We start from the raw sequence: 23,589 nt of genomic DNA, 5'->3' as shown, positions 1-23,589 counted from the left end.
GTATTCCGCGGCACGCCGCGCGCCCGCGCAGCCGACTTCTGCGGCACGCTTCCACAGGGCGTCGTTCCGCCCGGTCCGTGTACCCCTCCCGGTGCGATCGATGCGGCCGTTTGTCCCCACGGGTCCCGGGAACGCGGGCAGCATGGGTGGTGACAGCGGAGGCAGCGGCAAGCAACGGAAGTCCGCGTCCGGCGGCTCCGGTCGGTCCCTGGACAAGTACCGGGCGAAGCGCAAGAGCGGACACACGCCGGAACCCATGGGCGGCACGTCGGCCAAGGGCGGCAAGCGCCGTTTCGTGGTCCAGAAACATGCGGCGACGGCGTTGCACTACGACTTCCGGCTCGAGGCGGGTGGCGTCCTGAAGTCGTGGGCCGTCCCGAAGGGGCCGTCCACCAACCCCAAGGACAAGCGCCTGGCGATGCTCACCGAGGATCACCCGGTGGACTACCTCGGGTTCGAGGGCGTCATACCGTCGGGCGAGTACGGCGCGGGCAAGGTCATCGTCTGGGACACCGGCACGTACCGGAACCTCGCCGAGCACGAGGGCAGGAAGGTGCCCGTCAGCAAGGGCGTGGGCGAAGGCCATGTGAAGGTGTGGCTGGACGGCGAGAAGCTGCACGGCGGCTACGCGCTGACCCGGACCGGCCGTGACGGCGAACGCGAGCGCTGGATCATGATCAAGCTCGCCGACGAGGGCGCCGACGCCCGCCGGAATCCGGTGAGCACCGAGCCGACCTCCGTGCGCAGTGGTCGCACCCTGGACGACCTGTCCCAGGACGACGAGAAGCAGGACGACGAGAAGACGAGCAAGGGCGGGAAGTAGCCCTGGTCGAAGTCGGAAAGGCGTGGGCCCGCGGGGCGCGGTGGCGGGTGATGGTCCATCACGGTGATGCTCGGGCGGCCGGGGCCTCTTTCCCGGCGTGCGCGGGGCATGGGCGTCGCCGTGCGCGGTACACGTTGCTGGTCCGTGACGGTTGGCGCCGGTGAGGAGGGGCGATGCGGCGGTCGTGGCGCGCGGCCTGGGGTGAGGTGCTGGTGTGGTGGGCGGTACTGGTCGTCGTCGAGCTGATGTTCATCAGTTCGGTCTCGGTGCTCGAACTCGTCGTGGCGGCCGGAGGGGCGGCGATCGGCGCGGTCGCCGCACGGGCCGTGCACACGGCCTCAGGCGCCGGTCTCGGCGGCACCGCCCGGTGGGGTGCGGCCCTGCTCGCGTGGCCCGGCGCGGTGTTCACCGACATGGCGGGGCTGTGCGCGGTCACCGTGCGCGTCCTGCGCGGTCGCCCGGCCGAGGGAAGCCTGCAGCGGCTGACGCTGAAGTCCGGTACGGGGGCGGCGTGGGCCTGCGGGGTCCTGTCGTCCACGCCCGGCGCGTACGTCGTCGACGTCCCCCGGGGGAAGGGTACGGAGGGGCGAGTGATCGTCGCCCATGTCCTGACCGGTGACCGCACACGGCTGGAGCGGCTGCTCACCAGTGGCGGGCGGCGGTGAACGCGTGGTTGGCGGCCGCCGCGGTGCTGTCGACCCTGGGGATGCCGCCGTGCGTGTGGGTGGCGGCCCGGGGGTCGGCACAGGAGCGGCTCGCGGGGCTCAGTCTGGCGACCGCCTTCGTCACCGTGCTCTTCCTGCTGACGGCGCAGGGCGTCGGCCGCAGCTCCTACGGCGACCTCGCCCTCGTCCTCGCGGTGCTCGGGCCCGCCGGAACGCTGGTCTTCGCCAGGTTTCTGGGCGGACGCTCGATCGACGCCGGCGACACGGGACGGCGTGAGGAGGAGTGAGGTGACGATTCGTCATGGGTGCGCGGTCGCGCTGCTCGTCATCGGCACCGGCGTGCTGCTGCTGTGCGCCGTCTGGCTGGTGGTACTGCCGCGGCCGTACCAGCGCCTGCACGCCCTCTCCCCCGCCACCTCCGTCGGAGGGCCGCTCGTCGTGCTCGCCCTCGCTGTCGAGACGGGCCCCGGGCGTGCCGCCGTCAAGCTGCTGCTCATCGGCGCGATCATGGCCGCCGGCGGCGCGGTCACGGCGATGGCCATCGGCAGAGCGACGGCCCAGCGCGACCGCCTGGTGCGAAGGGACTCCCCGCAGTGAACGCCGCCGGAGTCGAGGAGTATCTGATCGCCGTGGCGTTGGTGCTGGTCACGGTGACCGCGACCGTGGCGGCGCTCACCCGTGACCCGGTGCGCCAGGCCGTGGTGCTGGCCCTGCTCGGTCTGTGCCTCGCCCTGCTCTTCACCTTTCTCCAGGCGCCCGACGTGGCGCTGTCCCAGTTGGGGGTGGGCTCGGTGGTCACACCGTTGCTGATCCTGCTGACGGTGCGGAAGGTGCGCCGCACCTCGGGACCGCGCGGGGGTCGGAACGGGCGCCCGAAGGGACGGCGCCGATGAGCCGTACCGTGCGCATCCGGGTCTTCTGGGCGGCGGCCGTCGTCTTCGCGGTGGCGTTCACGGCCGCCTGTACGGGGCTGCCGCGCTTCGGGAGCGAGGTGCACCCCTACGCCACGCGCGCGGTGGCGGCCTCCCTGCGGCAGCGCACCGCCAACGTGGTCTCGTCCGTCAACTTCGACCAGCGGGCCCTGGACACGCTCGGAGAGGAGTCGATCCTGTTCGCCTCGGTGCTGGGAGCCATCGTGCTGCTGCGCCACGCCCGCGACGAGAGCGTCGGCCGTCCGCGGGCGGGACGCGTGCTGCCCACGACCCGGCTGCTGGGCGCGGTGCTGCTGCCCGTCACGCTGCTCACCGGCGTCTACATCGTCGCGCACGGCCAGCTGTCGCCCGGCGGCGGCTTCCAGGGCGGTGTCATTCTCGCCACCGGGCTGCATCTGGCGTACATCGCCGCGGACTACCGCGTCCTGAAGCGGATCCGGCCGCTCGCCGTGCTGGATGTGGCCGATGCCCTGGGCGCGGGCGCCTTCGTGGCCCTGGGATTCGCCGGACTGGCCGCCGGCGGGGCCTATCTGCAGAACGTGCTGCCGCTCGGCACGTTCGGACAGCTCTCCTCCGGCGGCCTGGTACCCCTCCTCAACGCGGCGGTGGGTGTGGAGGTCGGCTCCGGCGTCATCGTCCTGCTGGCCTCCTTCCTCGACCAGGCGGTCGAGGTCAGATCCCCGGACAACTCGGAGTCGGAGAAGGGGGGCGGCTCATGATGGTCCTGCCCTTTCTCGTGGCCGGCTGGATCTTCCTCGTCGGGGTGTACGGGATGGTCACCAGCCGCAACGCCATCCACGCCATCGGCTGCCTCGCCGTCGCACAGTCGTCGACGTACGTACTGCTGCTCACCGTCGGATACCGTCGTGCCGCGACCGCCCCGTACTTCACCGACACTCCGCTGCGCACACGCGTAGTCGACCCGGTCGTGCAGGCCCTCGCCCTCACCGACGTCGTGGTCGGCGCGACCGTGACGGCGTCGCTGCTGGCGCTGGCCCTGCAGGTGCGCAAGCGGCACGGCACCGTCGACCCGGACGCCCTGACCGGGCTCAGGGGGTAGCGGGCGGGGTGGTGCGTACCGCGGATCTGCTGCCGCTCGCCGTCGCCGTCCCGCTGCTGGGCGCCGTCGTGCTCGTCATCGGCGGACGATGGCTGCCGCGGGTCGCCATCGACTCGCTGGCCGCCGCCTGGGCCACGCTGGAGGTCGCGTGCCTCGTCCTGCTGTGGGCGCGCACGGGCGACGGCCACAGTGTGTCCTGGGTCGGCGGCTGGCATCCGGTCCGTGGGGAGAGCGTCGGCATCGTGCTCGCCGGGGACAGGATCGGCGTCGGTCTGGCACTGCTGACGAGTGCGCTCGTCCTCGCGGTCGTCGTCTACTCCTGGCGCTACTTCGACGAGCCCCCGGCGCGGCACGCCGGGGTGTTCCCCGCTCTCATCCTGCTGTTCGAGGCGGGCATGTGCGGCTTCGCGCTGACGGGTGACCTGTTCGATGCCTTCGTCTTCTTCGAGCTCATGGGCGCCGTCGCCTACGCGCTCACCGGCTACCGCATCGAGGACCCCCGTCCGGTGCAGGGCGCGCTGATCTTCGGCATCGTCAACTCGCTCGGCGCGTATTGCTCGTTGCTCGGCATCGGGCTGCTCTACGCCCGTACCGGTGAACTCGGCTTCGCGCAGATCGGGCTGAAGCTGGCCGGACATCGCTACGACGCCCTGCTCGTGGTCGCCTTCGTGCTCGTGGTCACCGGACTGCTGGTCAAGGCGGCTGTGGTGCCCTTCCACTTCTGGCTGCCCGACGCCCACTCCGTCGCGCCGACCCCCGTGTGCATGCTGCTGTCGGGCGTCATGGTCGAGCTCGGCGTCTACGGCACCGTCCGGGTGTACTGGACGGTGTTCTCCGGCCCGCACGGCATCGCGCAGCCGCACCTGCGGGCCGTGTTCGTCGCAGCCGGGGTGCTGACCGCGCTGGTGGGCGCGGTGATGTGCTGGCAGCAGCGGCACCTCAAGCGCATGCTGGCCTTCTCGACCATCGGCCACGTCGGACTCTTCCTCGTCGGCATGGCGCTGCTCACCCCGGCCGGAACCGCCGGCGTGGCCCTCTACGTCGCCGCGCACGCCGGGGTGAAGGCGGCCCTGTTCGCCACCACGGGCGTCCTGCTCGACCGGCACGGCTCCGTCGACGAACACGGACTGCACGGGCGTGGCCGCGATCTGCCGCTCGCCGGTGCGATGTTCGCCCTCGGCGGGCTCGCGCTCGCCGGTCTGCCGCCGTTCGGCACCGCCCTGGGCAAGGCCGTCACCGAGCACGCCGGCGAGGAACGGTTCCCCTGGCTGCCCGCCGTGTTCGTCCTCGTCTCGGCCGCCACCGGCGGAGCCGTACTCCGCGCGTCCGCCCGGATCTTCGCCGGCGCCGGGCCCCGGCCGCGAGAACGGTACGCGGGCCCGGAGACCACCGGCACCGGCGAGGAGCCCGAGATCCGCGATCCGCAGCGCCGTATCCCGGTCCCCATGCTCGCCGTGCCGGCCGTCCTGCTCTGCGCCTCGCTCGCCGTCGGACTGCTGCCCGGGGTAGGTCACGCACTCGCCCGCGCCGCCCGGCAGTTCACCGACCGCACCGCCTACACGGCTGCGATCTTCGGGCACATCGTCGCCCCGTCCTCCCCCGTGCCGGACACCGCCTGGACCGCCGAGGGCGTCCTCCTCGCACTCGCCTCCACCGCTCTGGCCGTACTGCTCGCGTCGGCCGCCGTCTGGGGTGCGCGGTGGCCGGGCGCGGCCCGCGTCGGGCCGGTGTGCCGAGCGGTGGGCCGTGAGGTGATCCTGCCGCTGCGCCGACTGCACTCCGGTCACCTCGGCGACTACGTGGCCTGGCTCGCCGTCGGTGTGGCGGTGTTCCTCGTCGTCATGGCGGTGTAGTGCGTCGATCTGGCGGTGTGGTGCGTCCGCATGCGCCTGCCCGCTGCGGGAACTCGGAGAAGGCGAGGAACGGTCCTCGCGGTGGAGGGAGGTGGATGCGCGATGCCCGTCTCCGCTTCCGTGGCGGATCTGTTGGAGACCGTGCCCGACGACGAGCGCAGGGCGCTGCGGCGGTCGGCCGGCCCGAGCTCCCGAGCTCCCGAGGCCGATGCTGGTCACGCTGACGGAGCGCTACTTCTCGGATCCGCAGTGGATATTCGAGCGCAAGCTCGACGGGGAGCGCTGTCTGGGTTTCCGTGACGGCGCCGACGCGGGGCTGCTCTCCCGCACCGGCCAGTCGCTCACGGACACCTATCCCGAGATCGCGGAGGCGCTCGGCGGACGGGACTGCGACGACTTCGTGGTGGACGGCGAGATCGTCGCCTTCGAGGGAACCCGGACCAGCTTCGCACGACTGCAGCAGCGCATCGGGATCCACGACCCGTGCCAGGCACGCGCCAGCCGAGTGGTGGTGACGTACTACGAGGAGCTAACACAACGCCTGGACTCGCCTGTAGGTGACCACACAGCAGGCGAGCTTCAGGAACGCCTCGTGGATGTCGTCGCGGATCTCCCAGCGGATCCGTAGCCGTCCGCTTGATGCCGCGCTTCCACAGGAGCAGACAGTACTTGTCGAAGCCGTAGCCCCGGTCGGCGAACAACTGCCGCGGCCGGTGACGGGGGCGACCGGTCACTCCGCGGATCCGCGGGATCGCGTCGAGCAGGGGCAGCAGCTGGGTGATGTCGTGGCGGTTGCCACCGGTCAGGGTGATGGCGAGCGGGTTCCGCCTGCGTCGGTGATGACGCGGTGCTTCGAGCCGGGCCGGGCACGGTCGACCGGGCTTGGCCCGGTTTTGGGCCGCCCCGACGGGCCTCGTGGTGGGATCCGTCGATCACCGCCCGGGACCAGTCCAGCTTCCCGGCACGGTGCAGCTCGGTCAGCAGCACCTGGTGCAGCCGGTCCCACACCCCGGCCTCGTGCCAGTCCCGCAGCGGGCTCCAGCACGTCGTCACGGACCCGAAGCCGAGCTCCTGCGGCAGCCACTCCCACTGGATCCCGGTGTGCAGCACGAACAGGATGCCCTGCAGGCAACCACGGTCGTCCAGTGGCAGCCGGCCGGGATGGCGCGGACGCCGCTGCCTGACCGGCAGCAACGGCTCGATCCGCCCCCACAGGTCATCCGGCACCATCCACGGAGCACCGTTCCCCTTCCCCATGACTCGTTCAACGAGCCAGCCAGGAAGGAGATATGGCTACGACCAGGCCTTCTATTAGGTGCTCTAACTCCCGCAGCTGACGGCCTGGAAAATAGGGTGCGGTCGGCTGAGCTGGGGTGATAGGTAAGCGATGTGACAGAGAGTCTTGAGTTTTCCACCCTGCTGCAACTGATCGACGAGCGGTCGGCCGCGTTCCGGAGCGCGGTTGCCGCCGCGCCCACCCTTGACGCGCCGGTGCCGTCCTGCCCCGAGTGGACGTTGTTCGATCTGGTGCAGCACCTGGGTACGGGCCAGCGCTGGTGGGCCGCGATCGTCGCCGCGGGCCCGGCCGAGGCTCCGCCGGCCAAGGATGCCGCGGAGGTGCCGCGCGAGCTCGAGGCGCTACTGGCCTGGTACGCCGAGTCGAACGAGCTGCTGCTGAGTGCGCTGCGCGAGGCTGGCCCGGAGCGCGAGTGCTGGGCGTGGTGGGCCGCCGGCGTGTCGCCGGCGAATGCCTGGGGCGTTGCCCGGCGCCGGGTGCACGAGGTGCTGGTGCACACCTACGACGCCCAGCTCGCCGCAGGCGCCGTGCAACCGATGCCGGCGGACGTCGCGATCGACGGCGTGGCCGAGTTTCTCGACACCTGCAACTCCACCCCGGCGGCCTGGCCGCACGAGGCCGCCACCATCCACTACCACGCCACCGAGGGCCGCTCCTGGCTCCTCGCGTTGGACGGCACCGGCGCCTGGCCCGCACCCCTCACGGACGACGCCGCGCCCGCCTCCGCTTCGGCCACGGGCACGGCCGAGCAGCTGCTCCTCTTCGTCTGGGGCCGCCTCACGCTGAGCGACCTGAAGATCGAGGGCGACCAGCAGGTGTTCGAGCAGCTGATCGCCTGGGAGCCCGAGGAGTAGCCAGTCAATACCGCCAGCGGACGGCCTTGATGACGTCCGCGTCGGTGAACATCGCGAACAGCTCCGCCTCCGCGTGGCGGACGGCCACTACGGCCTCGTACAGCTCGGGCCCGAGCGCCTCCCGCAGCACTGCCGTCTCAGCCAGGAAGGTGATATGGCTACGACCAGGCTTTCTGTTAGGTGCTCTACGTCTTCGACGTGCCGTACCTGGCCGGACACGATCTGACCGAGCTGCCCCTGCGCACCCGCAAGGCCCTCTTGCGCCGCGCCGTCGCCTTCGCCCCGCCCCTGCGCTTCACCCCGCACCGCAACACCGACGGCGAGGCGTATCTGCGCCAGGCGTGCGAGCGCGGCTGGGAGGGCGGCGTCATCGCCAAGCGGGCGGACAGCCGCTACGAGCAGCGGCGCTCGACGAAGTGGCTCAAGTTCAAGTGCGGGCGGCGCCAGGAGCTGGTGATCGGCGGATTCACCGAGCCCCAGGGCAGCCGCACCGGCTTCGGGGCGTTGCTGGTCGGTCATTACGAGGGACGGCGCCTGGTCTACGCGGGCAAGGTCGGCACCGGCTACGACCGTGCCACGCTCGACGGGCTGCGGGCGCGGATGGACCGTCTGAAACGCGGCCGCTCACCGTTCGCGGGCCGTGCCCCATGGGAGTGCGGCGCCCACTGGACCGAGCTGCGGCTCGTCGCCGAGATCGGGTTCACGGAGTGGACGGACGACGGGAAGCTGCGCCACCCGCGGTTCGTCGGACTGCGGACCGACAAATCCGCGCGGAAGGTCGTACGGGAGCGGCCCGACGGGACGGGCGACAGCTGACGAGCCATAGCTGAGGTCGAGCTCAAGAGCTCTCAAGAGCCGAGAAAGAGCGCATGAGTGCCAGGACCAAGGACGAGATACGGGTCGGCGGCCGGCGCATGCCGCTGTCGAACCCCGACAAGGAGCTGTTTCCGGACGACGGCATCACGAAGGCCGAGCTGATCGACTACTACCGCACCGTCGCGTGCCCGATGCTGACCCACCTCAAGGACCGGCCGCTGGTGATGGAGCGCTATCCGGACGGGTACCAGGGAAAGTCCTTCTTCCACAAGGACGTTCCCGACTACTTCCCCGACTGGATCCACACCGTCCGGGTGCCCAAGGAGGGCGGCAGCCTCACCATGGCGGTCTGCGACGACACGGCCACCCTGGTCTACCTCGCCAACCAGGCGTGCATCACCCCGCATCCGTGGCTGAGCCCCGCCGACTGCCTCGACTGCCCCGACCGGCTGGTCTTCGATCTCGACCCGCCCGAGGGCGAAGGCGACGGCGACGGCTTCGAGGCCGTTCGGTGGACCGCCCGCCAACTCGGGGATCTGCTCACGGAACTCGGGCTTCGCCCCGCGCTGATGACGACGGGATCGCGCGGCATGCATCTGCTGGTCCTGCTCGACCGGCGTACAAACTTCGACACCGCACGGCACTTCGCCCGCCGGGTCGCCGACGTGCTCGCCGCACGTCACGACGACCGGCTGACCACCGAGCCGCGCAAGAACAAGCGCCGGGGCCGTCTCTACCTGGACACCCAGCGCAACGCCTACACCCAGACCTCGGTCGCCCCCTATGCCGTACGGGCCCGCCCACACGCCCCGGTCGCAACTCCCCTGGACTGGGACGAACTCGACGACCCGGACCTGGGACCGCGGCAGTGGACACTGCGCACCCTCCCCGAACGCCTGGACAAGCACGGGGACCCGTGGAAGGGGCTCAGCCGCTGCCGGCGCTCCCTCCGCGCGGCGCAACGGCGCCTCGACGACCTCGCATGATGTCGCGGAACGGGACGTGGCGGAACAGCTGAGTCGCCCGGTCGGGCGAAGGCGCGCAGTATGGAAGGCGGCTTCGGCCATGAGGGCCATGAGGGCCATGAGAGTTCAAGAGTTCTGACGGCCTCCGTCCCCATCGCCACCTGATCACCAACCCCCGCCGCCCCCACGGCCTCGGCAAAACCCCACTTCCAAGGACGCAACCAAGGGCAGTGATGTCCTGCGTGGTGGTGGCCGTTGGGTGCTCATGGCCGGTGATGGTCGGTGCGGTGGCGGCTCGGTGGTGTTCCCCATTGACGCGTGAAGGCCCGGGAGAACGCCGATACCGAGGTGTAACCGACGCTTCTGGCCACGGCCGGCAGTGCGTCGGCGGTGTCACGCAGGCGTCGGCCGGCCAGTTCCAGGCGCCAGCGGGTGAGGTAGGCCAGTGGTGGCTCGCCGACGAGGTCCGTGAAGCGCCGAGAGAGTGTGGCGCGGGAGACACCGACCCGGTGTGCCAGTTCCTCGACGGTCCAGGGCCGGGCCGGGTCCTCGTGCAGGAGTGAGATCGCGGCAGCGACCTCCGGGTCACGCAGGCCCAGGACCCAGGAGGTGCCGTGCTCGCCCTGATCTGCGGTCCACCGGCGCAGGATGTGGACGAACAGCACGTCGGTCAGCCGGTCGATGACCGTCTGGGAACCGGGCCGGGGTTCGGCAAGTTCGGCTGTGAGCATCCGGAGGGTGTCGGCGAGCTCGCCGCCCTCGGGCGCTTCGCCGTCGGCAGCGGGCAGCACCAGCACCGGTGGGAGCGTGAGCAGCGGGCGGGAGACGCGTCCGTCGAAGCGGTAGCCGCCGCAGATGATCCGGGTTCGGGGGCCCGGGCCGGGGATGTGGACCTCCGACTCCTGGTGTCCGGGGCGCGTGGCCACGAGGTCGTCATAGGGGGTCGCCGGGCCGCTCGGGGCGCCGGACATCACGTGGCCGGTGCCGACGGGCAGGAGGACCAGGTCGCCGGTGGCGAGCCGGATCGGCTCGGCCCCTGGGCGGCGCAGCCAGCAGGAACCGTTGATGACGGTGTGGAAGACCGCGATCGGCAGCTTCGGGAACTCGATGCCCCAGGGCGCTGCCACGTCGACCCGGGCGAGCACGGTGCCGCCGACTTTGGCTGCGGTGAGGACATCCGCGAGCGCGTCCATGCCAGCAGCCTAGTCGAACACCTGAGACGAGCAGCAATGAATATGCGCATCACAGACATGGATCGGCTCAATCGGCGTTCGTAGCGTTGAGGTGTCCGAACCTGTTCAGTCTGAACGGAGTACTCCGTGCCTGGCACGAAGGTCATCCCCCTCCCGGTCCTCGGGAAGCGCAACGTCAACGCCTATCTGCTCCTCGGCCGGCGACCGGTCGTCGTCGACTGCGGTGTCCCCGGCAGCGGCCACAAGATCTACGACCGCGTCGCCGAGCAAGGGGTGGACCCGAACGACATATCCATGATCGTCGTCACCCACGGCCACATCGACCACTTCGGCGGGGCCGCCGAACTGAGCCGTCTGACCGGGGCGCCGATCGCCGCGCACGTGGGCGATCTTCGGCAGTACACCAGCGGCCGGGTGCGCGAGCCCTACCTGCCGACCGGGAGGCTGGGCAGGCTTCTGGCCCCGCTGCCGCCTTTCCATGTCCGGGCCGAGCCGTTCACACCGCAGGTCCTCGTCCGCGGGGAGACGCCGCTTGCGGAGTACGGCATCGACGCACGCATCGTCCCCACCCCGGGCCACACCGCCGGGTCGGTGTCAGTCCTCACCGAGGCGGGCGACCTCGTCGCGGGAGACCTGATCGCGACACCGCTGCTGGGACTGCTGCCCCGCCGGCCCTGGAACCCACCGTTCCACGACGACCCGCTAGCCAACCTGGCCAGTCTCCGGCGCATGCTCGACCTGGGACCGGAGCGGCTGCACGCAGGCCACGGCGGCATGCTGGAACCTGACCAGGTACGGCGGTGGGTGGTGAAGGAGCAACGACGGCTCAATCGGCTGGAGGCGAAAGGACGGCTGCGGGTACGCGTGGATGACGACGTTTCCAGCGACGCCTGAGAGGCCGTCACCGCCGTTGAAGATCTCCGGGCCAGCATGGTGCTCGTGCGGGTCTGCTGGAGCGTCAAAACCCGTGGCATTCCAGGGCTGCCGCCCTGCGCTCGGGGCGCCGGTCAGCGATCCGCGCATGCACCCGGGACCGCGTTCACATCACGGTCATGCACGGTGCCGCACGCGCACGTCCACGCACGGACGTTCAGCGGCAGTTTCCCGCGGACCCCGGGAGAGCCGCGACCGTACAGTGCTGGCCGGTACGCCGAGGGCCTCGCCCGCGGCGTCGTAACTCAGTCCCGACCAGACGCACAGCGCGAACACCTCGCGCTCGGCTCGTCGGAGTCGGCCGAGCGCCGCGCGGGCAGCGGCGAGGCGTTCGGCGTTCTCCATGCGGCCGACGACGTCATCTGCGAAGTCGGGCACACGGTCGAGGTCCGTCGGGCGGCCCGGGAGCCGGGCGAGCGCAGCGCCTTGCCGGCGGGCGGCTCGGCGGGTGTTGCGCAGGACGTTGGTGGCGATGCCGTAGAGCCAGGGACGCAGGCCATCACCATCGGGGCTCCCGGCGTCTCCTTCGATGGCCGTGGCATCGGGTCTCGGCTTCTCCCGCAGCCGCCATGCCTCAAGGAAGGTCAGGGAGACCACGTCCTCGGCGGCGCCTCGGTCTCCGGTCAGCCGGGCGGCGTGGCTGTACACGGCGCGGGCATGCGCACCGAACAGCTCGGCAAAGGCCTCCGGGTCACCGGCCCGTATCCGGTCACGTAGGGAAAGTTCCACAACCAGCCCTGTCCGCCCGCTACTTGTCGTCTCTGTGGCGGTGATCACATCCGGGTGCGGATCCGATCGGGACGGCACGGCCGTGCCATCAGGCCTACACCCTGCCTGACCCGTTGATCGTGGTGTCGCTGTGTCCGCGTCTGCCGGGCGATGTTCCGGCCCAGATCACCGAGGTGGCCCGGGCGTTCCCGAAGGGCTGTTTGTGCATACGGATCCGGGAAGAGCCCGGACCGCTGTCAGCCGACAAGGACTTCGTGGATCTTTTCTCGCAGCGTGGTCAACCCGCGTGCCACCAGATCAGTTGGCGCTCGTGTCAGTGCTGCAGTTCATACGGCCCGGCGGCCAGCGCACGGATTCCAGGCATGTCCCTGGCCGCGGTGCGTCGGCTGAACCGGCTGAACCACGCTCGCCCTGAAGGCACGTCATCCGCCCACGGCGTCCTCGGCCTCCCAGCGCAGCAGGTCGCCCGGCTGGCACTCGAGCACCTCGCAGAGCGCGGCGAGCGTCGCGAAGCGCACTGCCTTGGCGCGGCCGTTCTTGAGTACCGCCAGGTTGGCGGGCGTGATCCCTACGCGGTCCGCGAGCTCGCCCACGGACATCTTGCGCCTGGCCAGCATCACGTCGATGTCGACGCTGATCGGCATCAGATCACCTCGTCCAACTCGGCCTGCATCTGCGTCGCTTCGACGTCGCGCGCAACGGCCTGGGCGAGCAGCATCCGCAGCAGGAGCACGATGAGTGCGACCCCCAGGATGGCCACGCCGATCCCGCCCATGATGAGGGTGACGCCCGGGTCGTCCCGCTGGCCCGGCGCGTTGAGGGCCGTGACCGCGAACCATACGAGGGCTGCCGCCACGATCGCGCCGATCACGCCGTCCACGTACCGGAAGGCGGCGTGGGAGAACACGGTTCCGCGTCGCACCATCGTCACCAGCCGCCATACGCAGACCAGCGCGACCTGGGCCGACACCATGCCCAGGATCGTGATCACGCGCAGCGGGGTCAGCGGGAGCGACCCGTCCTCCGGGTCGGTGGCCAATGCCCACACCATCAATGCCTGTACGAACACGGTGCCGGCGAGCACCACCCCGAGCACGGCACGCAGCGCACGCACTGTCAGCTTTCCCATGCCTCATCCTTCCATCGATTTACGATGGGAATCTATCGAGTTTCGATAGATTAGGCAATGGCTGGGACAGAGGGTGGGAGGCGGCTTCGCATCGTGGCGGACGTCGCCCCCCGCTCCCATGGCATGACGTTCACAGGAACCGTCTTGATCTTGTCGAAGCAGGACGGGGGCGGGCCCGACGTCTTCGCGCACTACTCCAACATCAGCGGAAGCGGCTGCCGCGTTGCTGACCCCGCCACCCGTCCTGTGGCACTCCCCCATTCGGCCCGTGTAGCCGTTGCAGGCGGTGTTCAGTTCCTTCTCCCTGCCGGTGACGGAGGCGCGCCCGACGGCCGCGGGCGCAGTACGGGCGAGGCCGGGCTGCCCCGTCCCGTATGGGGAGGAGCAGCCCGGCCTCGTGTTGTTGCGGGCGAACGTTCGCCGCCTGCCCGGAAGGGCGAGACGTGCCCGGTCGCCCGCGGCTCGCCCAGTGACCGGGTTCGGTCAGCCGGTGAACGTGCCGGTGGTCTCGGCCTTCCAGGCACCGCCCTTGACCTTGTAGACGGTGAGCTGCTTGTTGGTGGCGTCGCCGTACTCGTCGAAGGAGACCTTGCCCATGACCCCGTCGAAGGAGACCTTCTGCAGGGCCTCGGTGACCTTGGCGCGGGCGCCGGAGGGCAGCTTTCCGTCCTTGGCCACGGCCTTCACTGCCTGGATGATCGCCCAGGCGGAGTCGTAGGAGAAGCCACCGTAGGCTCCGTACGCCTCCTTGTACCCGGCCGCCCTGTAGTCCGCGATGAACTTCTTCGCGGAGGGCAGGCTCTCGACGGGCGCGCCGACCGAGGTGGCCAGGTCGCCGTCGCCGCGCGGGCCGGTGAGCTTGAGGTACTCGTCGCTGTAGATCGCGTCGCCGCCGATGAGCGGGATCGCGGCGCCCGCCTTCTTGACCTGTGCGCTGAGCGGGCCGGCCGCCGGGTACTCACCGCCGTAGTAGACGACGTCCGCGCCCGAGTCCTTGATCTTGGTAGCGACGGCCGAGAAGTCCTTGGCGTCGGGGTTGACGTGGTCGTTGCCGACCACCGTGCCGCCGAGCTTCTTGAAGTAGGCGGAGAAGGTCGCGGCCAGGCCGGCGCCGTAGGTCTTCTTGTCGTCGACGACGAAGACCTTCTTCTTCTTGGCGGTGTTGTACAGGTACTCGGCGGCGTACGGGCCCTGGATGGCGTCCGTGGTCGCGGTGCGGAAGTACGTCTTGTACGGCCGGACCTTCTCGCCCGTGTCCCACTTGTCCCCCTGGGTGAGGGCGGGGTTGGTGTTCACCGAGACCTCGGGCACTTGGGCGGCGTCGAAGACCTGTTGCATGGACTGGGCCACGGAGGAGTTCAGCGGGCCGACGACGCCGAGCACGCTCGTGTCGGCGACGAGCTTGGTGGCGTTCTGTTGGCCGGAGGACGGCTGGGCCTGGTCGTCGAGCGCCACGACCTTGAAGGTGACGCCCGGCACCTCCTTGTTCTTGTTGGCCTGGTTGACAGCGAGGTCGACCGAGTTCTTCATACCGAGGCCGAGAGCCGACAGGTCCCCGGTCAGAGGGGCGTCGAATCCGATGGTGACGACCGTGGATCCGCCGGAGGGGTCGTCGGCTGATCCTGCGTCACGGGAACCGCATGCCGTGAGCGAGAGTGCTCCAGCGGCGAACGCGGCGGTGACAGCTATGAGAGAACGCTTGCGCACGATCGGTCCTTTCCCTTCGAGGCGCATGCCGCATTGCCGGGGTCCTCCGGCGCAGCGGCTGGCGTGACCTTAGATGCCGTCCGCCGAAACCAGCAGAAGGGACGAAGCGATGTGATTCTCTTGTTATGGGCTGGTCAGGCGGGGCTCCGCTACGCGAGCCCCGCGACGGTCGCAGCACGGTACTGGAACAGAGCGGCCGAGGTGTGTCGATGGCGGCCTGCGGATGACTGCGGCGCCGCGGCCATCGGAGTCGGCGTGGCCGCGGCGGGCACCACCCACATCGACGAGACGGACAAGTCCGTCGTGGTCTTCACGTCCTACGTCTTCGTCGGCTCGGCATGTGACTTGGACGTCGAGAACGAGGCGTTCTGGGAGCTGGTGCCGTGGTCCGGGGGGACTACTGGCCGGGATGCAGCAGGGTGCGGAAGGTCACCGACACGCGTCGGCCGCGTGGGACACGGCCGGTGGTTCCGGGATCGCTCTTGCGCGCGGCGATGGCATGGCGCCAGGCGTAGCGGGCCGGGCCGGTCATGACCAGCAGGCTACCCGGTGCGAGCGGCACGGCCAGCTTCGCGCCGTCCTCGGGATTGGTGAAGTCCATCAGGCAGCCTGAGCCCAGTGAGATCGCGGCGATGACCGGACCGAAGCAGGGCAGGCAGTCGACGTGGGCGCTGATCCCCTGCCCCGGCTGGTACTCGTTGACGATCACCTGCTCCGCCTCTTGGTCCATCAGGCCCTCACCTGCGAGGCGGGCGGCCGCCGCTCGGGCCCATGAGGGTAGCGGCGGCGCGGCTGCCTGCCGGTCGCCTGCCACGCTTCGGCGGCCGTAGTCGTACCGGTGGCCGTAGTGCTGCACCCGCCGCTTCAACTGTGCCGACCACTCCGCGGCGTCGATGTCCGAGAGCAGGGCCTGGCAGGCGTCGGGGGTGAGCCAGTCGGCGACGTACTTCAGGCCCGGTACCGCAACGGAGGGCTGCATTCGGGATATTGCATCGATGCCCAGGGAAAGCTGGCCGGAAGTCTCAGACATACCCCGAACAGTAGCCAGTCCTGTGCCCCGTCTTCGCGAGCGGAGAAGGCCGAACACGGCGGTACGGCCGTGCAGCGGAAGCTCGGGGAAATGTGCGGATGGCTGAACGGGTGCGGGTACGGGTTCGGGTGCGGGAGATCGATGACGACGAGGGCCGGCGCCGCCTGCGGATCGTGCGCCGGGGCACCGGTTCGGTGGTGACCTGGCGGCGGGCCCAGATGGTGCTGTTGTCCGCTCAGGGCATGCCGGTTGGGAAGATCACCGAGGTGACGTTCACCAGCCCGGACTGGGGCTGAGATGTGATCCACGACTTCAATGCCGACGGCTCAACTCGCTCTACCTCAAGTACAGAGGCCTCCGGCCCAAGACCTTCACCCTCCCCGAATGCCGCGACATCAAGAAGATCACCAGCACGCCGCAGACGGACGCCCGCGCAAGATCGTGAACAGGGCGAACGTTGCCTGATACGGCACTGGCCCCCCGCCGTCCCAGTTGGGTAGGAATTGATGGTCACGCGTCCGTCTTGGCCGACCGCGCTGTTACCTACACTCACGGGGTGAACAACTACAGGTGCACCTATTGCGGCACCGTCGGTCTGGCCGAGGGTTTCATCGAGGACGCCGGCGAGAACTCGCGCGGGTACGCGCGCTGGATCGAGGGCGCGTTGGAGCGGGGGATTTTCGGGGGTGCCAAGCGGATGGGCCGGCCCCGGCGGCAGATAGAGGCGTTCCGCTGCCCCAAGTGCGGGCACCTCGAGCTGTTTGCCACCGGCGCGGTGTAGCTGGCTCTCGTCGTCACGACAGCCAGGTCAGAGGTGCTTGCTGTTCGCTCCTTCGACTACGAAGGCCAGGTTGGCGGCCGGGACCCTTGGAGCGTCCTAAGGCGCTGGCTGGCTGCAGATGGGCGCCGGTCCCCCGGCCGCGGACGCCAGCGGGCCTTCGCACTGGGCTATACAACGCGCTGAACTCGCCAACCTCGCCGGCGACCACCTCGCCGACGCCGCCGACGCCACCGAACAAGGCATCCACCGCATCAACCACAACCAGCAACCCCCATGGTCCTTCCTCGCCCATACCGGCCTGACCATCCGCCCACCACACCCACCGAACCTTCGAAAAGATCAGGTAGGCGTGCTTCAGAAGTGGATCTTGATGTGTCACGATCCACTTCATGGGGAGCCACGATCTGACGAATGCGCGGTGGGCGAAGCGCTCCCCACTGGGAAAAAGTCCGGACGACCGCCGGTACGCACCAAATAGCAGCTGACAGACGGCCCAATGACGCTTCGCCCGCTGGGATTCTGCCACCGAAGCGGCGTCACTCCACCCACTGGTCGGTCGCATAACCGCTTCCGGTCATCATTTGCCGGACAGAACCTGGCCAGCCGTCACCGGTCGGCAGCGGCTCTCGGATCGACCTCGCAGTGATCGATCATATCCACGCGCCCCGAGCTGGCAACGGCCACCCGGAAGGTTGTTTTGTCCTTCGCGGGTACCGACACCTGATCCGAAGTGTCGATCATGGTGTATCCGTGCTTGTCCTTGAAGGCGACTTTCACGGTGAAGAGGCCGTCGCGTCCGTTCGGATTTCTGATCTCGACGGTCGCGTACGGGTCCTCCATGCTGGCGCAGTGCACGAGAACGGCGGTGCCGTCTTTCAGGGGCCGGTCGGCACCGCTGGAAGTGGACGCCGTGGAGGTGGGCTGTGAACTGCCGCCACTGTCACGGGCACTCGTCCCGGAGTCGTGCGAGTCACTGCTGGGCGAGCCGCTGGATGAACTGCCGTGCGGATCGCTGCCGTGCGAGCCACCGCCGCCCGACGCCGAACTGTCGTGGTCCTGGCTGGAGCTGCTGCAACCGCCCCCGTCACTGCTGTCCTGGCTGCCGTTTCCGTGGCCGCGGCCCGCCGAGAACCCGGTCAGGGCCAGTACGGCCATCGCCGACACCGCTGTGAATCTGAGCCTGCGCCCCCGCATGTACATGCCCCCACCCTACCCACGGGCGCCGCACCGGTCTCGGCGAGGGCAGGCCGAGCAGCTCTGTCTCACGGGGTATGTGCCGTGCCAGTCGCCGGTCCTTGCTGCACGCGCACATGGCGCCGCCGTCCTTGACCACGGGGACGCCGATGATCTCGTCCCTGGCCGCCGGCTTCCAGTGCAGTCGGCCGTCGACGGCCTTCAACTTGTCAGCATTTCCGTCGCCGTCTCGAAGCTGGTCAACAGCCTCAAGGGCGTCTCCGCCCGCCGGATACGGCAGGAGTTCACCGGCCGGATCAACCCCGCCGTCATGCACGGACACCTGTGGTCGCCCTCGTACTTCTCCGCGTCGTGCGGCGGAGCACCATTGGCGATCGTCCGCCAGTACATCGAGCAGCAACAACGTCCGCTCCAGCCTGCGGGCAGAGCAGTCTTGAGATGCGTTTCATCCCCGGCGTGAACGCCGGGGCTTTCACGCAAGATCGCCGGTAAGCCAGGTCGCCCTGCAACTGCTTCCGGACCTGGCGTGCGCTCAGAGGCCCGTCGGCGGCCCAGAGCTCTGAGAGCACATCACTCTCCAGCTCGCCGCGCGCCCGTCTGCCACCACTACATCTCGTGGAGTTCCGTCGCTCCCTTCATGTGTGGAGGAAAGCCCAGGCCCCACGCCGGGAAGCACGGCGCCCGGGCTCGCCCCCGCGGGCCTGATTCCGCAGCAGCGGGCCGCAACGCCATGCGCGGGCCGGATCGCGGTGGTCTCCGCGAGCGTCGGAGCCCGTATGACGGCGCGGCCACGGAACTCGCCCGACGCCTTACGACGAACGGTTTCGCCGTGGGCCGGTTCGACCTGCTGGATCTGCTGCCCGCCCGCCTGGGCCGTGCCGTCCAGCAGGGCTGCCACCGGATGCGCTGCTCCGGGTGAATCCGCTGGGGGTGGCGGACGGCGTCGACATCCACCTGGCCGCTCACGCCGTTCCGGCCGCCCAAGCGCGGGCCGCAGGGGCACGAGACGTGCGCGTTTGCGGCTCGGTCACCGACCCCCGGTTCCGCCCTTGCGACGCAGAGCAGCGAGCCCGGGCCCGCGCGGCGTTCGGGCTGCCGGAGGGCGGTCCGCTCGCCCTTCTGGTCGCCGGATCGTGGGGGCCGGACCGGTCCGCAAGGTGGCCAGGGAGCTACGCGACTGCGGCGCCACCGTTCCGGTCGTCGTGTGCGACCGGAACGAAACGCGGGCCGAGCAGCTGCGTGCGGACGGCATCGAGTACGGCTACGGCTGGGTCGACGACTCTCGATTGGTCAGCCGAGTGAGGTGAGGAGGGTGTTGAGTGCCTTGACCTCGGTGGTCTTGTCGGGGTTCGGGGCGCGTAGTGCCTTCAGGACCTGGTCGATTTCGCTGTCGAGGAAGTGCCACGACTGCTCGCTCTTGGGCTCGAGGGTGGGCTGGTCGTCGTCCCAAGCGGTCTCGAGGTCGGTCACTCGGGTGGTCGCGGCTCGCTGATTACCCGCATTGAGCCTTGCCAGAGTGCCGGCTGTGATCGTGCGGAACTTCGCGATCTCGCTCGGAGGGAACGGTGACGTCGCCTCCTCCGGGGTGAGGTGGGCGGTTACCGGCGCAGGGGTGTCCTCCTCGCCGGCCGCGGCCGCGTGAGGCTGCTGGTGCGCCCAGACGAGGAGCGCCGCAGTTGCGACCGCTACGACCGCGTAGTAGCCGAGCATGATCCGCTCACGCGCCGGGTCCAGCGCATGTGGGGCATCTGTCAGGGAGTGGGTCTCGATCACATCGCTCCGGCTGAGCGTGAGGTACACGACCGTAGCCAGGATTGCGGCCAGGAAGATCACGCTGGTCACCGCGGTACCGAGGCCCAGGCCGCCGTCGCCGCTGGGCGAGCCGAGCCAGTCGCCGAGGTTGGCGCCGAGCGGGCGGGTGAGGATGTAGGCCAGCCAGAAGGAGAGCACCGCGTTCGCTCCCAGGCGCCATCCAAGGACGATCGCGACGATCAACCCGAGAGGCAGGAGCACGGAGACGCCCGGGGTCCAGCCGGTCAGGTCCAGGGTCCAGTCGCCGGTGGCGGTGCCGAGGGCAAAAGTGACCAGGACCGCGAGCCAGTAGAAGAGTTCACGGGGACGAGTGGTGATGCTGTGGACCGACAGGGTCCGCTCGCGCGCGTACCAGATTCCGAAGACAACAGCGAGGACGCCGGCGAACACGCTACTGCTCAGTGCGAGGGGGACGCCCTGGCTGTCGGTGAGGATGTCGGTGTAGAGAGTGCCGGTCACGCTCACCACGACGACGGTGAGCCAGTACACGAACGGGATGTAGCGTTTGGTGCTGAGTTGCCAGACCAAGACGCCTGCCAGAACGGCGGTGAAGATCAATGCGGTGTTGATCAGGCCAACACCGAGGTTCATATTGATCCAGTCAGCGAAACTTTCGCCGACCGTGGTGCACAAGATCTTGATGATCCAAAACCAGATGGTGACCTCGGGAACCTTGTTCAGCATCTGCCTGGCAGGCGTCCGACGACTCTCGGAGGAGAGACGGTGAGAGCCAGCCCCGGCCGGCTGTTCGCCGGCTCGCCGCTGGTCTCCTTGCTGGGTGCGTGCCCCTGGAACCACCGGACTCTCAGACGTTTCATAGGTCATGCTGCGCGACTGTGCCATCGGGGACCTGAACACATCCTGACTGCCACCGCCACTCGCCCCACTCGTGCGGCATGAGCTGTTCTCGGCGCCGGTCTCCAGGTCCCTGTCCGTGAGCTGGGCCGCGTCCCGATGCGCCCGAGCGCACTGCCCGCCGACGGTGGCAAACGGCCTGGGCACCGCGATGATCCTCATCGTGTCGGCGCGCTCGTGCTGACGTACATCAACGCCGGGGGCGCCCTCGGCTCCTTCATCGCCCAACCACGCCCGGTGCCGCACGTCGGCGCGTTGACCGTGGCGGCATCGGTCTGCCTGCTGTCGTTCCTGCCGGGCCGGTGCGCTGCCCCGCTGCTGCGGGTCGACCCGCCCGCCGCCTCCTCCCTCACCCTCGGCCGCGGTATGGACAACAGCAGCGCGAGCGCTGTCCCGCTCACCATGGCCCTCCCCGACACACCGCACCTGCTGCGCCAGGTCCTCGGCTGCGGCCTGCTCCAGAAGGCGACCACGAACCGCGTCGTACGGGCCAGGGCACGACACCCCACGAACGCCAACCGGCGGGCTGAACAGGCCAACGTGGTCTGCTCGCCTTCACGTCGAACCGTCCACCGCCTGGACACTGCCGACCGGAACAAACAGGGTGAACGTGGTCGGAGCGCTGTCCGTCAGGGAGAACCGCCCCCGAGGGAGAACGCCAGGTCGCAGGCAAAGGCGAGGCCAATGAGTCGGTCGGGCCCGCCGAACAGCCATGGGCTCTGTCCGGAGGATGTAGGTCGGGTTCGAGGGTGGCGGGTTGCACGGCCGGCGACATGAGGGGCCGAAGCAGTGCTCAGGGGCGCGATGGCAAGATGACCGCATGGTGACGAATCAGCCGTGGACGGGGCTTCACGGTGACCTGCTGGCGGCGAAGGCGTTGGCGTACGACCCGAGCGGTTTCGCCTGCTCGCTGCCGGTAACCGAACCGGAGAGTGCCGAGTACGCAGCTTGTGCCTTCACACTCGATGACCGTTCGGTTCGGTTTCGCGTGGCCAAGACCACCCCGACGAAGGTGGGCCAGTTCGTCACCGTGTGGCAGCGGTCTGAGGAGGGGCCGATCCGGCCCTTCGACGCCGACGACGGGGTGCACCTCTTCGTCATCAGCAGCCGCGACGACGCCGGCTTCGGACAGTTCGTGTTCCCGCGCGAGGTGTTGTGCGAGCGCAACATCGTCTCCCGCAACGGCTCCGGCGGGAAGCGGGGATTTCGCGTCTATCCGCCGTGGGTGACCACGACCAACCGGCAGGCCCGCAGCACCCAGGCATGGCAGGTGAACTACTTCTTCAACCTCGGCCAGGACGGGCCTGCCGACCTGACGCGTGCCCGGGCCCTCTACCACGCCGGCTAAGGACTGCCCGGCGGGTTCCTGGCTGGACGGGTGATGCATGCGCTACTTCCAGGGTCGGGCCCGCGTACGGCGGCGGCGCAGGGCCACGCCCCCGAGTGCCCCGGCTCCGGCCAAGAGGAGGGCGCTGACCGCTGCGGCGATGGTGGACGTCCCGCTGCTTCCGGTGCTGGCCAGTTGCGAGCTTGCCCCGGACGTGCCGGAGGTCGTGCCCGAGTTCGCGGACGGGGCCCCGGTCGAGGTGGACGGCGAAGCGGAGGGGGGGTCGGGGTGGGCGTGCCCCCGGTGGATCCGGTGGAGCCCGCCGCGAGCACCGTCAAGGTCGCCTGGTTTCCGCAGGAGGTGGTGCCGCGGAACGGTATGGATGGATCAGACCTGCCATGCAGTGTCAGCTGATTCGCAGCGCCCTGACGACCGCGATGGCCTGATCCAGCAAGTCGATGGGACAGCCCCAGTAGTCATAGATGCCGCCGCGGGCGCGGTTGCTACCGCAGACGACAAATACGCCGGTCCCCAGCTCAACCTTGAGGTGGGTGGCCAGCCAGCCGACGAAACCGCTGTTGTCCACCTGGTCGGCGAAGTGGAAGGAGAAGATTCCGAAGCGTTCGACGCCGTCACCGTCCTGGGTGAGCGGGACCAAGCGGCTCCAACTCTCTCGGTCCCGAACCACCGCCAGCGTCTCGCCGGTGAGCGCGGGCGGCTGGTCGGCCGGAGACTCTTCAAAACACCATACGCCGTCGTGCACGACGAGATCAGCCCGGGCGATCACACGGCGTAGCCGCTGCTCCGTCTGTTCCGCAGACTCCATACTCACACTGACCATCAGAGAGACTCCTTGATCCGTGAAGCCGTGATCCCACCCGGGGATCATCGCGCCTCGCCTCCTCTGCCGGAGCGAAGCCTCCTGACAGCGCAACCATCGTCCCAACGCCGTCGCCCGTCTCTTCTATTTCGCACGGGCCTTCCTCTCCTCCGGAAGCTCCGGCGAGCAAGATCGCGATCGTCATGCCTGTCCTGTTCCTGTTGGGCGGCCTGTCGCCGTTGACGTGCTCCCTGGCCTAGGGTCCAGGGATTCCGGCCTGGGTCGTGTGACCCTTCCGGGGGCTTCCTGCTTCACCGCGCTGTGCGGGCACGTGTGCCCGTCTTACCGGCGCTCCACAGGCGTTTGGCGTCTCCGCCCATCCGGCGGCGACGATACGGCGTCCTTCGCCGACCGCTCCACGACGCACCACGCACACACAGGCGAGCCCCCGTCCTCGGTGAGGGCCGGGGGCTCGCTCGCGATGGTGGGCCGTGGCCGTGCCGACGAACTTCGAACAGGACGTTGCGGGCTGCGTTGTGGTCGCAGTCGTGCACGGCACCGCACTCGCCGCACGTCCACTCCCGGACGTGCAGAGGTTTCGGGCCGTCCCTCAATCCGCAGGCCGAGCAGACCTGCGAGGACGGGAAGGCCCGGTCCACCTTGGCGAAAGTGCGGCCGTGCAGAGCCGCCTTGTACTCCAGCATGCCGACGAATGTCAGTGTCGGATCCCAGCTGATGCTTGACGTTCCGGTCCCAGGTGATGCTTGACGGTGGGCCTAGACAACATACGGAGCCCCGTGGGGCTTGTTCGCTT

The 23,589-nt window shown here is 69.4% G+C and carries 27 protein-coding genes and 4 pseudogenes; 18 read left to right on the top strand and 13 right to left on the bottom strand.

The features are described 5' to 3' along the window. Positions 1 to 142: 142 nt before the first annotated feature. From AB0I54_RS44250 to AB0I54_RS44210, 9 genes are all read left to right on the top strand, one after another. Positions 143 to 823 (top strand): DNA polymerase ligase N-terminal domain-containing protein, encoded by a 681-nt coding sequence (locus tag AB0I54_RS44250; protein WP_363302037.1) that lies wholly within the window; start codon positions 143 to 145, stop codon positions 821 to 823. Between the two features lie 173 nt (positions 824 to 996). Continuing rightward, on the top strand, positions 997 to 1,488 hold the full coding sequence (locus tag AB0I54_RS44245; protein WP_363302036.1) for a hypothetical protein: 492 nt from the start codon (positions 997 to 999) through the stop codon (positions 1,486 to 1,488). Beyond that, positions 1,485 to 1,775: a monovalent cation/H+ antiporter complex subunit F gene (locus AB0I54_RS44240; RefSeq protein ID WP_363302035.1), complete on the top strand. Its 291-nt coding sequence runs from the start codon at positions 1,485 to 1,487 to the stop codon at positions 1,773 to 1,775. Before AB0I54_RS44245 ends, AB0I54_RS44240 begins: the two co-directional genes overlap by 4 nt. A 1-nt stretch (position 1,776) precedes the next feature. Then, positions 1,777 to 2,085, top strand: a complete 309-nt coding sequence (locus tag AB0I54_RS44235; RefSeq protein ID WP_363302034.1) for a monovalent cation/H(+) antiporter subunit G — start codon at positions 1,777 to 1,779, stop codon at positions 2,083 to 2,085. Continuing rightward, positions 2,082 to 2,381, top strand: a complete 300-nt coding sequence (locus AB0I54_RS44230; RefSeq protein ID WP_363302033.1) for a DUF4040 domain-containing protein — start codon at positions 2,082 to 2,084, stop codon at positions 2,379 to 2,381. Before AB0I54_RS44235 ends, AB0I54_RS44230 begins: the two co-directional genes overlap by 4 nt. Further along, positions 2,378 to 3,139: an MnhB domain-containing protein gene (locus tag AB0I54_RS44225; RefSeq protein WP_363302032.1), complete on the top strand. Its 762-nt coding sequence runs from the start codon at positions 2,378 to 2,380 to the stop codon at positions 3,137 to 3,139. The genes AB0I54_RS44230 and AB0I54_RS44225 overlap by 4 nt, the downstream gene beginning before the upstream one ends. Beyond that, positions 3,136 to 3,480, top strand: coding sequence for a sodium:proton antiporter (locus AB0I54_RS44220; protein WP_363302031.1), 345 nt, complete (start codon positions 3,136 to 3,138; stop codon positions 3,478 to 3,480). The genes AB0I54_RS44225 and AB0I54_RS44220 overlap by 4 nt, the downstream gene beginning before the upstream one ends. An 11-nt stretch (positions 3,481 to 3,491) precedes the next feature. Beyond that, on the top strand, positions 3,492 to 5,333 hold the full coding sequence (locus AB0I54_RS44215) for a complex I subunit 5 family protein (protein WP_363302058.1): 1,842 nt from the start codon (positions 3,492 to 3,494) through the stop codon (positions 5,331 to 5,333). 208 nt (positions 5,334 to 5,541) lie between these two features. Next, positions 5,542 to 5,961 carry a hypothetical protein gene (locus AB0I54_RS44210; protein ID WP_363302030.1) on the top strand — a complete coding sequence of 140 codons (420 nt, stop codon included), beginning with the start codon at positions 5,542 to 5,544 and terminating at the stop codon, positions 5,959 to 5,961. Here AB0I54_RS44210 and AB0I54_RS44205 read toward each other — a convergent pair. Next, positions 5,863 to 6,590 (bottom strand): annotated as a pseudogene (locus tag AB0I54_RS44205) (IS5 family transposase). The gene AB0I54_RS44210 and the pseudogene AB0I54_RS44205 sit on opposite strands and share 99 nt — an antisense overlap. A gap of 132 nt (positions 6,591 to 6,722) precedes the next feature. On the opposite strand from AB0I54_RS44205, the gene AB0I54_RS44200 reads away from it, so the two are divergent. Beyond that, the gene (locus AB0I54_RS44200) at positions 6,723 to 7,484 is read left to right on the top strand and encodes a maleylpyruvate isomerase family mycothiol-dependent enzyme (RefSeq protein WP_363302029.1); all 762 of its coding nucleotides are present in this window, start codon (positions 6,723 to 6,725) and stop codon (positions 7,482 to 7,484) included. Positions 7,485 to 7,488: 4 nt separating this feature from the next. Here AB0I54_RS44200 and AB0I54_RS44195 read toward each other — a convergent pair whose 3' ends face one another. After that, positions 7,489 to 7,614: a hypothetical protein gene (locus AB0I54_RS44195; protein ID WP_363302028.1), complete on the bottom strand. Its 126-nt coding sequence runs from the start codon at positions 7,612 to 7,614 to the stop codon at positions 7,489 to 7,491. Between the two features lie 50 nt (positions 7,615 to 7,664). Between AB0I54_RS44195 and AB0I54_RS44190 the strand changes: the two genes are divergently transcribed. Both AB0I54_RS44190 and ligD read left to right on the top strand, forming a co-directional pair. Further along, entirely contained in the window at positions 7,665 to 8,300 is a 636-nt protein-coding gene (locus AB0I54_RS44190) for a hypothetical protein (RefSeq protein WP_363302027.1), read from the top strand. Between the two features lie 53 nt (positions 8,301 to 8,353). Further along, positions 8,354 to 9,286, top strand: a complete 933-nt coding sequence (gene ligD / locus AB0I54_RS44185; protein WP_363302026.1) for a non-homologous end-joining DNA ligase — start codon at positions 8,354 to 8,356, stop codon at positions 9,284 to 9,286. A gap of 242 nt (positions 9,287 to 9,528) precedes the next feature. Here the strand turns inward: ligD and AB0I54_RS44180 are convergent, their stop codons facing one another. After that, the gene (locus AB0I54_RS44180; protein ID WP_363302025.1) at positions 9,529 to 10,458 is read right to left on the bottom strand and encodes an AraC family transcriptional regulator; all 930 of its coding nucleotides are present in this window, start codon (positions 10,456 to 10,458) and stop codon (positions 9,529 to 9,531) included. A gap of 126 nt (positions 10,459 to 10,584) precedes the next feature. Between AB0I54_RS44180 and AB0I54_RS44175 the strand changes: the two genes are divergently transcribed. Continuing rightward, positions 10,585 to 11,352 carry an MBL fold metallo-hydrolase gene (locus AB0I54_RS44175; protein WP_363302024.1) on the top strand — a complete coding sequence of 256 codons (768 nt, stop codon included), beginning with the start codon at positions 10,585 to 10,587 and terminating at the stop codon, positions 11,350 to 11,352. Positions 11,353 to 11,508: 156 nt separating this feature from the next. Here the strand turns inward: AB0I54_RS44175 and AB0I54_RS44170 are convergent, their stop codons facing one another. From AB0I54_RS44170 to AB0I54_RS44150, 5 genes are all read right to left on the bottom strand, one after another. Beyond that, entirely contained in the window at positions 11,509 to 12,120 is a 612-nt protein-coding gene (locus tag AB0I54_RS44170) for an RNA polymerase sigma factor (RefSeq protein ID WP_363302023.1), read from the bottom strand. A 422-nt stretch (positions 12,121 to 12,542) separates the two neighbouring features. Continuing rightward, positions 12,543 to 12,764: a helix-turn-helix transcriptional regulator gene (locus tag AB0I54_RS44165; protein WP_363302022.1), complete on the bottom strand. Its 222-nt coding sequence runs from the start codon at positions 12,762 to 12,764 to the stop codon at positions 12,543 to 12,545. Beyond that, positions 12,764 to 13,249, bottom strand: coding sequence for a DUF2975 domain-containing protein (locus AB0I54_RS44160; RefSeq protein WP_363302021.1), 486 nt, complete (start codon positions 13,247 to 13,249; stop codon positions 12,764 to 12,766). The genes AB0I54_RS44165 and AB0I54_RS44160 overlap by 1 nt, the downstream gene beginning before the upstream one ends. Positions 13,250 to 13,732: 483 nt before the next feature. Then, complete coding sequence (locus tag AB0I54_RS44155; protein WP_363302020.1) at positions 13,733 to 14,956, bottom strand: branched-chain amino acid ABC transporter substrate-binding protein; 1,224 nt, start codon at positions 14,954 to 14,956, stop codon at positions 13,733 to 13,735. 397 nt (positions 14,957 to 15,353) lie between these two features. Next, a complete protein-coding gene (locus AB0I54_RS44150; RefSeq protein WP_363302019.1) occupies positions 15,354 to 15,935 on the bottom strand; it encodes an alpha-ketoglutarate-dependent dioxygenase AlkB in 582 nt (193 codons plus the stop codon). A gap of 149 nt (positions 15,936 to 16,084) precedes the next feature. On the opposite strand from AB0I54_RS44150, the pseudogene AB0I54_RS44145 reads away from it, so the two are divergent. Both AB0I54_RS44145 and AB0I54_RS44140 read left to right on the top strand, forming a co-directional pair. Beyond that, positions 16,085 to 16,392 (top strand): annotated as a pseudogene (locus AB0I54_RS44145) (helix-turn-helix domain-containing protein); the annotation flags it as partial. A gap of 150 nt (positions 16,393 to 16,542) precedes the next feature. Next, complete coding sequence (locus AB0I54_RS44140; RefSeq protein ID WP_363302018.1) at positions 16,543 to 16,767, top strand: hypothetical protein; 225 nt, start codon at positions 16,543 to 16,545, stop codon at positions 16,765 to 16,767. A 13-nt stretch (positions 16,768 to 16,780) separates the two neighbouring features. Here AB0I54_RS44140 and AB0I54_RS44135 read toward each other — a convergent pair whose 3' ends face one another. After that, entirely contained in the window at positions 16,781 to 17,158 is a 378-nt protein-coding gene (locus AB0I54_RS44135; protein WP_363302017.1) for a hypothetical protein, read from the bottom strand. Positions 17,159 to 17,373: 215 nt separating this feature from the next. Beyond that, positions 17,374 to 17,922, bottom strand: coding sequence for a hypothetical protein (locus AB0I54_RS44130; protein WP_363302016.1), 549 nt, complete (start codon positions 17,920 to 17,922; stop codon positions 17,374 to 17,376). A gap of 259 nt (positions 17,923 to 18,181) precedes the next feature. On the opposite strand from AB0I54_RS44130, the pseudogene AB0I54_RS44125 reads away from it, so the two are divergent. Both AB0I54_RS44125 and AB0I54_RS44120 read left to right on the top strand, forming a co-directional pair. Next, a pseudogene (locus AB0I54_RS44125) lies at positions 18,182 to 18,421 on the top strand (transposase); the annotation flags it as partial. 673 nt (positions 18,422 to 19,094) lie between these two features. Next, a complete protein-coding gene (locus AB0I54_RS44120; protein WP_363302015.1) occupies positions 19,095 to 19,268 on the top strand; it encodes a hypothetical protein in 174 nt (57 codons plus the stop codon). On the opposite strand, the gene AB0I54_RS44115 is transcribed toward AB0I54_RS44120, so the two are convergent. Then, positions 19,252 to 20,598: a hypothetical protein gene (locus AB0I54_RS44115; RefSeq protein WP_363302014.1), complete on the bottom strand. Its 1,347-nt coding sequence runs from the start codon at positions 20,596 to 20,598 to the stop codon at positions 19,252 to 19,254. The two genes, AB0I54_RS44120 and AB0I54_RS44115, sit on opposite strands and share 17 nt — an antisense overlap. An 850-nt stretch (positions 20,599 to 21,448) precedes the next feature. Here AB0I54_RS44115 and AB0I54_RS44110 point away from each other — a divergent pair. After that, positions 21,449 to 21,976 carry a MepB family protein gene (locus AB0I54_RS44110; protein ID WP_363302013.1) on the top strand — a complete coding sequence of 176 codons (528 nt, stop codon included), beginning with the start codon at positions 21,449 to 21,451 and terminating at the stop codon, positions 21,974 to 21,976. A gap of 385 nt (positions 21,977 to 22,361) precedes the next feature. Here AB0I54_RS44110 and AB0I54_RS44105 read toward each other — a convergent pair whose 3' ends face one another. Then, positions 22,362 to 22,796, bottom strand: a complete 435-nt coding sequence (locus tag AB0I54_RS44105) for a DUF6196 family protein (RefSeq protein ID WP_363302012.1) — start codon at positions 22,794 to 22,796, stop codon at positions 22,362 to 22,364. 494 nt (positions 22,797 to 23,290) lie between these two features. After that, a pseudogene (locus AB0I54_RS44100) lies at positions 23,291 to 23,488 on the bottom strand (transposase); the annotation flags it as partial. Between the last annotated feature and the right edge of the window lie 101 nt (positions 23,489 to 23,589).

The sequence above is a fragment of the Streptomyces sp. NPDC050625 genome (assembly GCF_040654755.1).
Lineage (GTDB): Bacteria > Actinomycetota > Actinomycetes > Streptomycetales > Streptomycetaceae > Streptomyces.
Note: the sequence above shows the minus strand (reverse complement) of the source record. Positions and strands in the feature narration are given on the sequence as shown.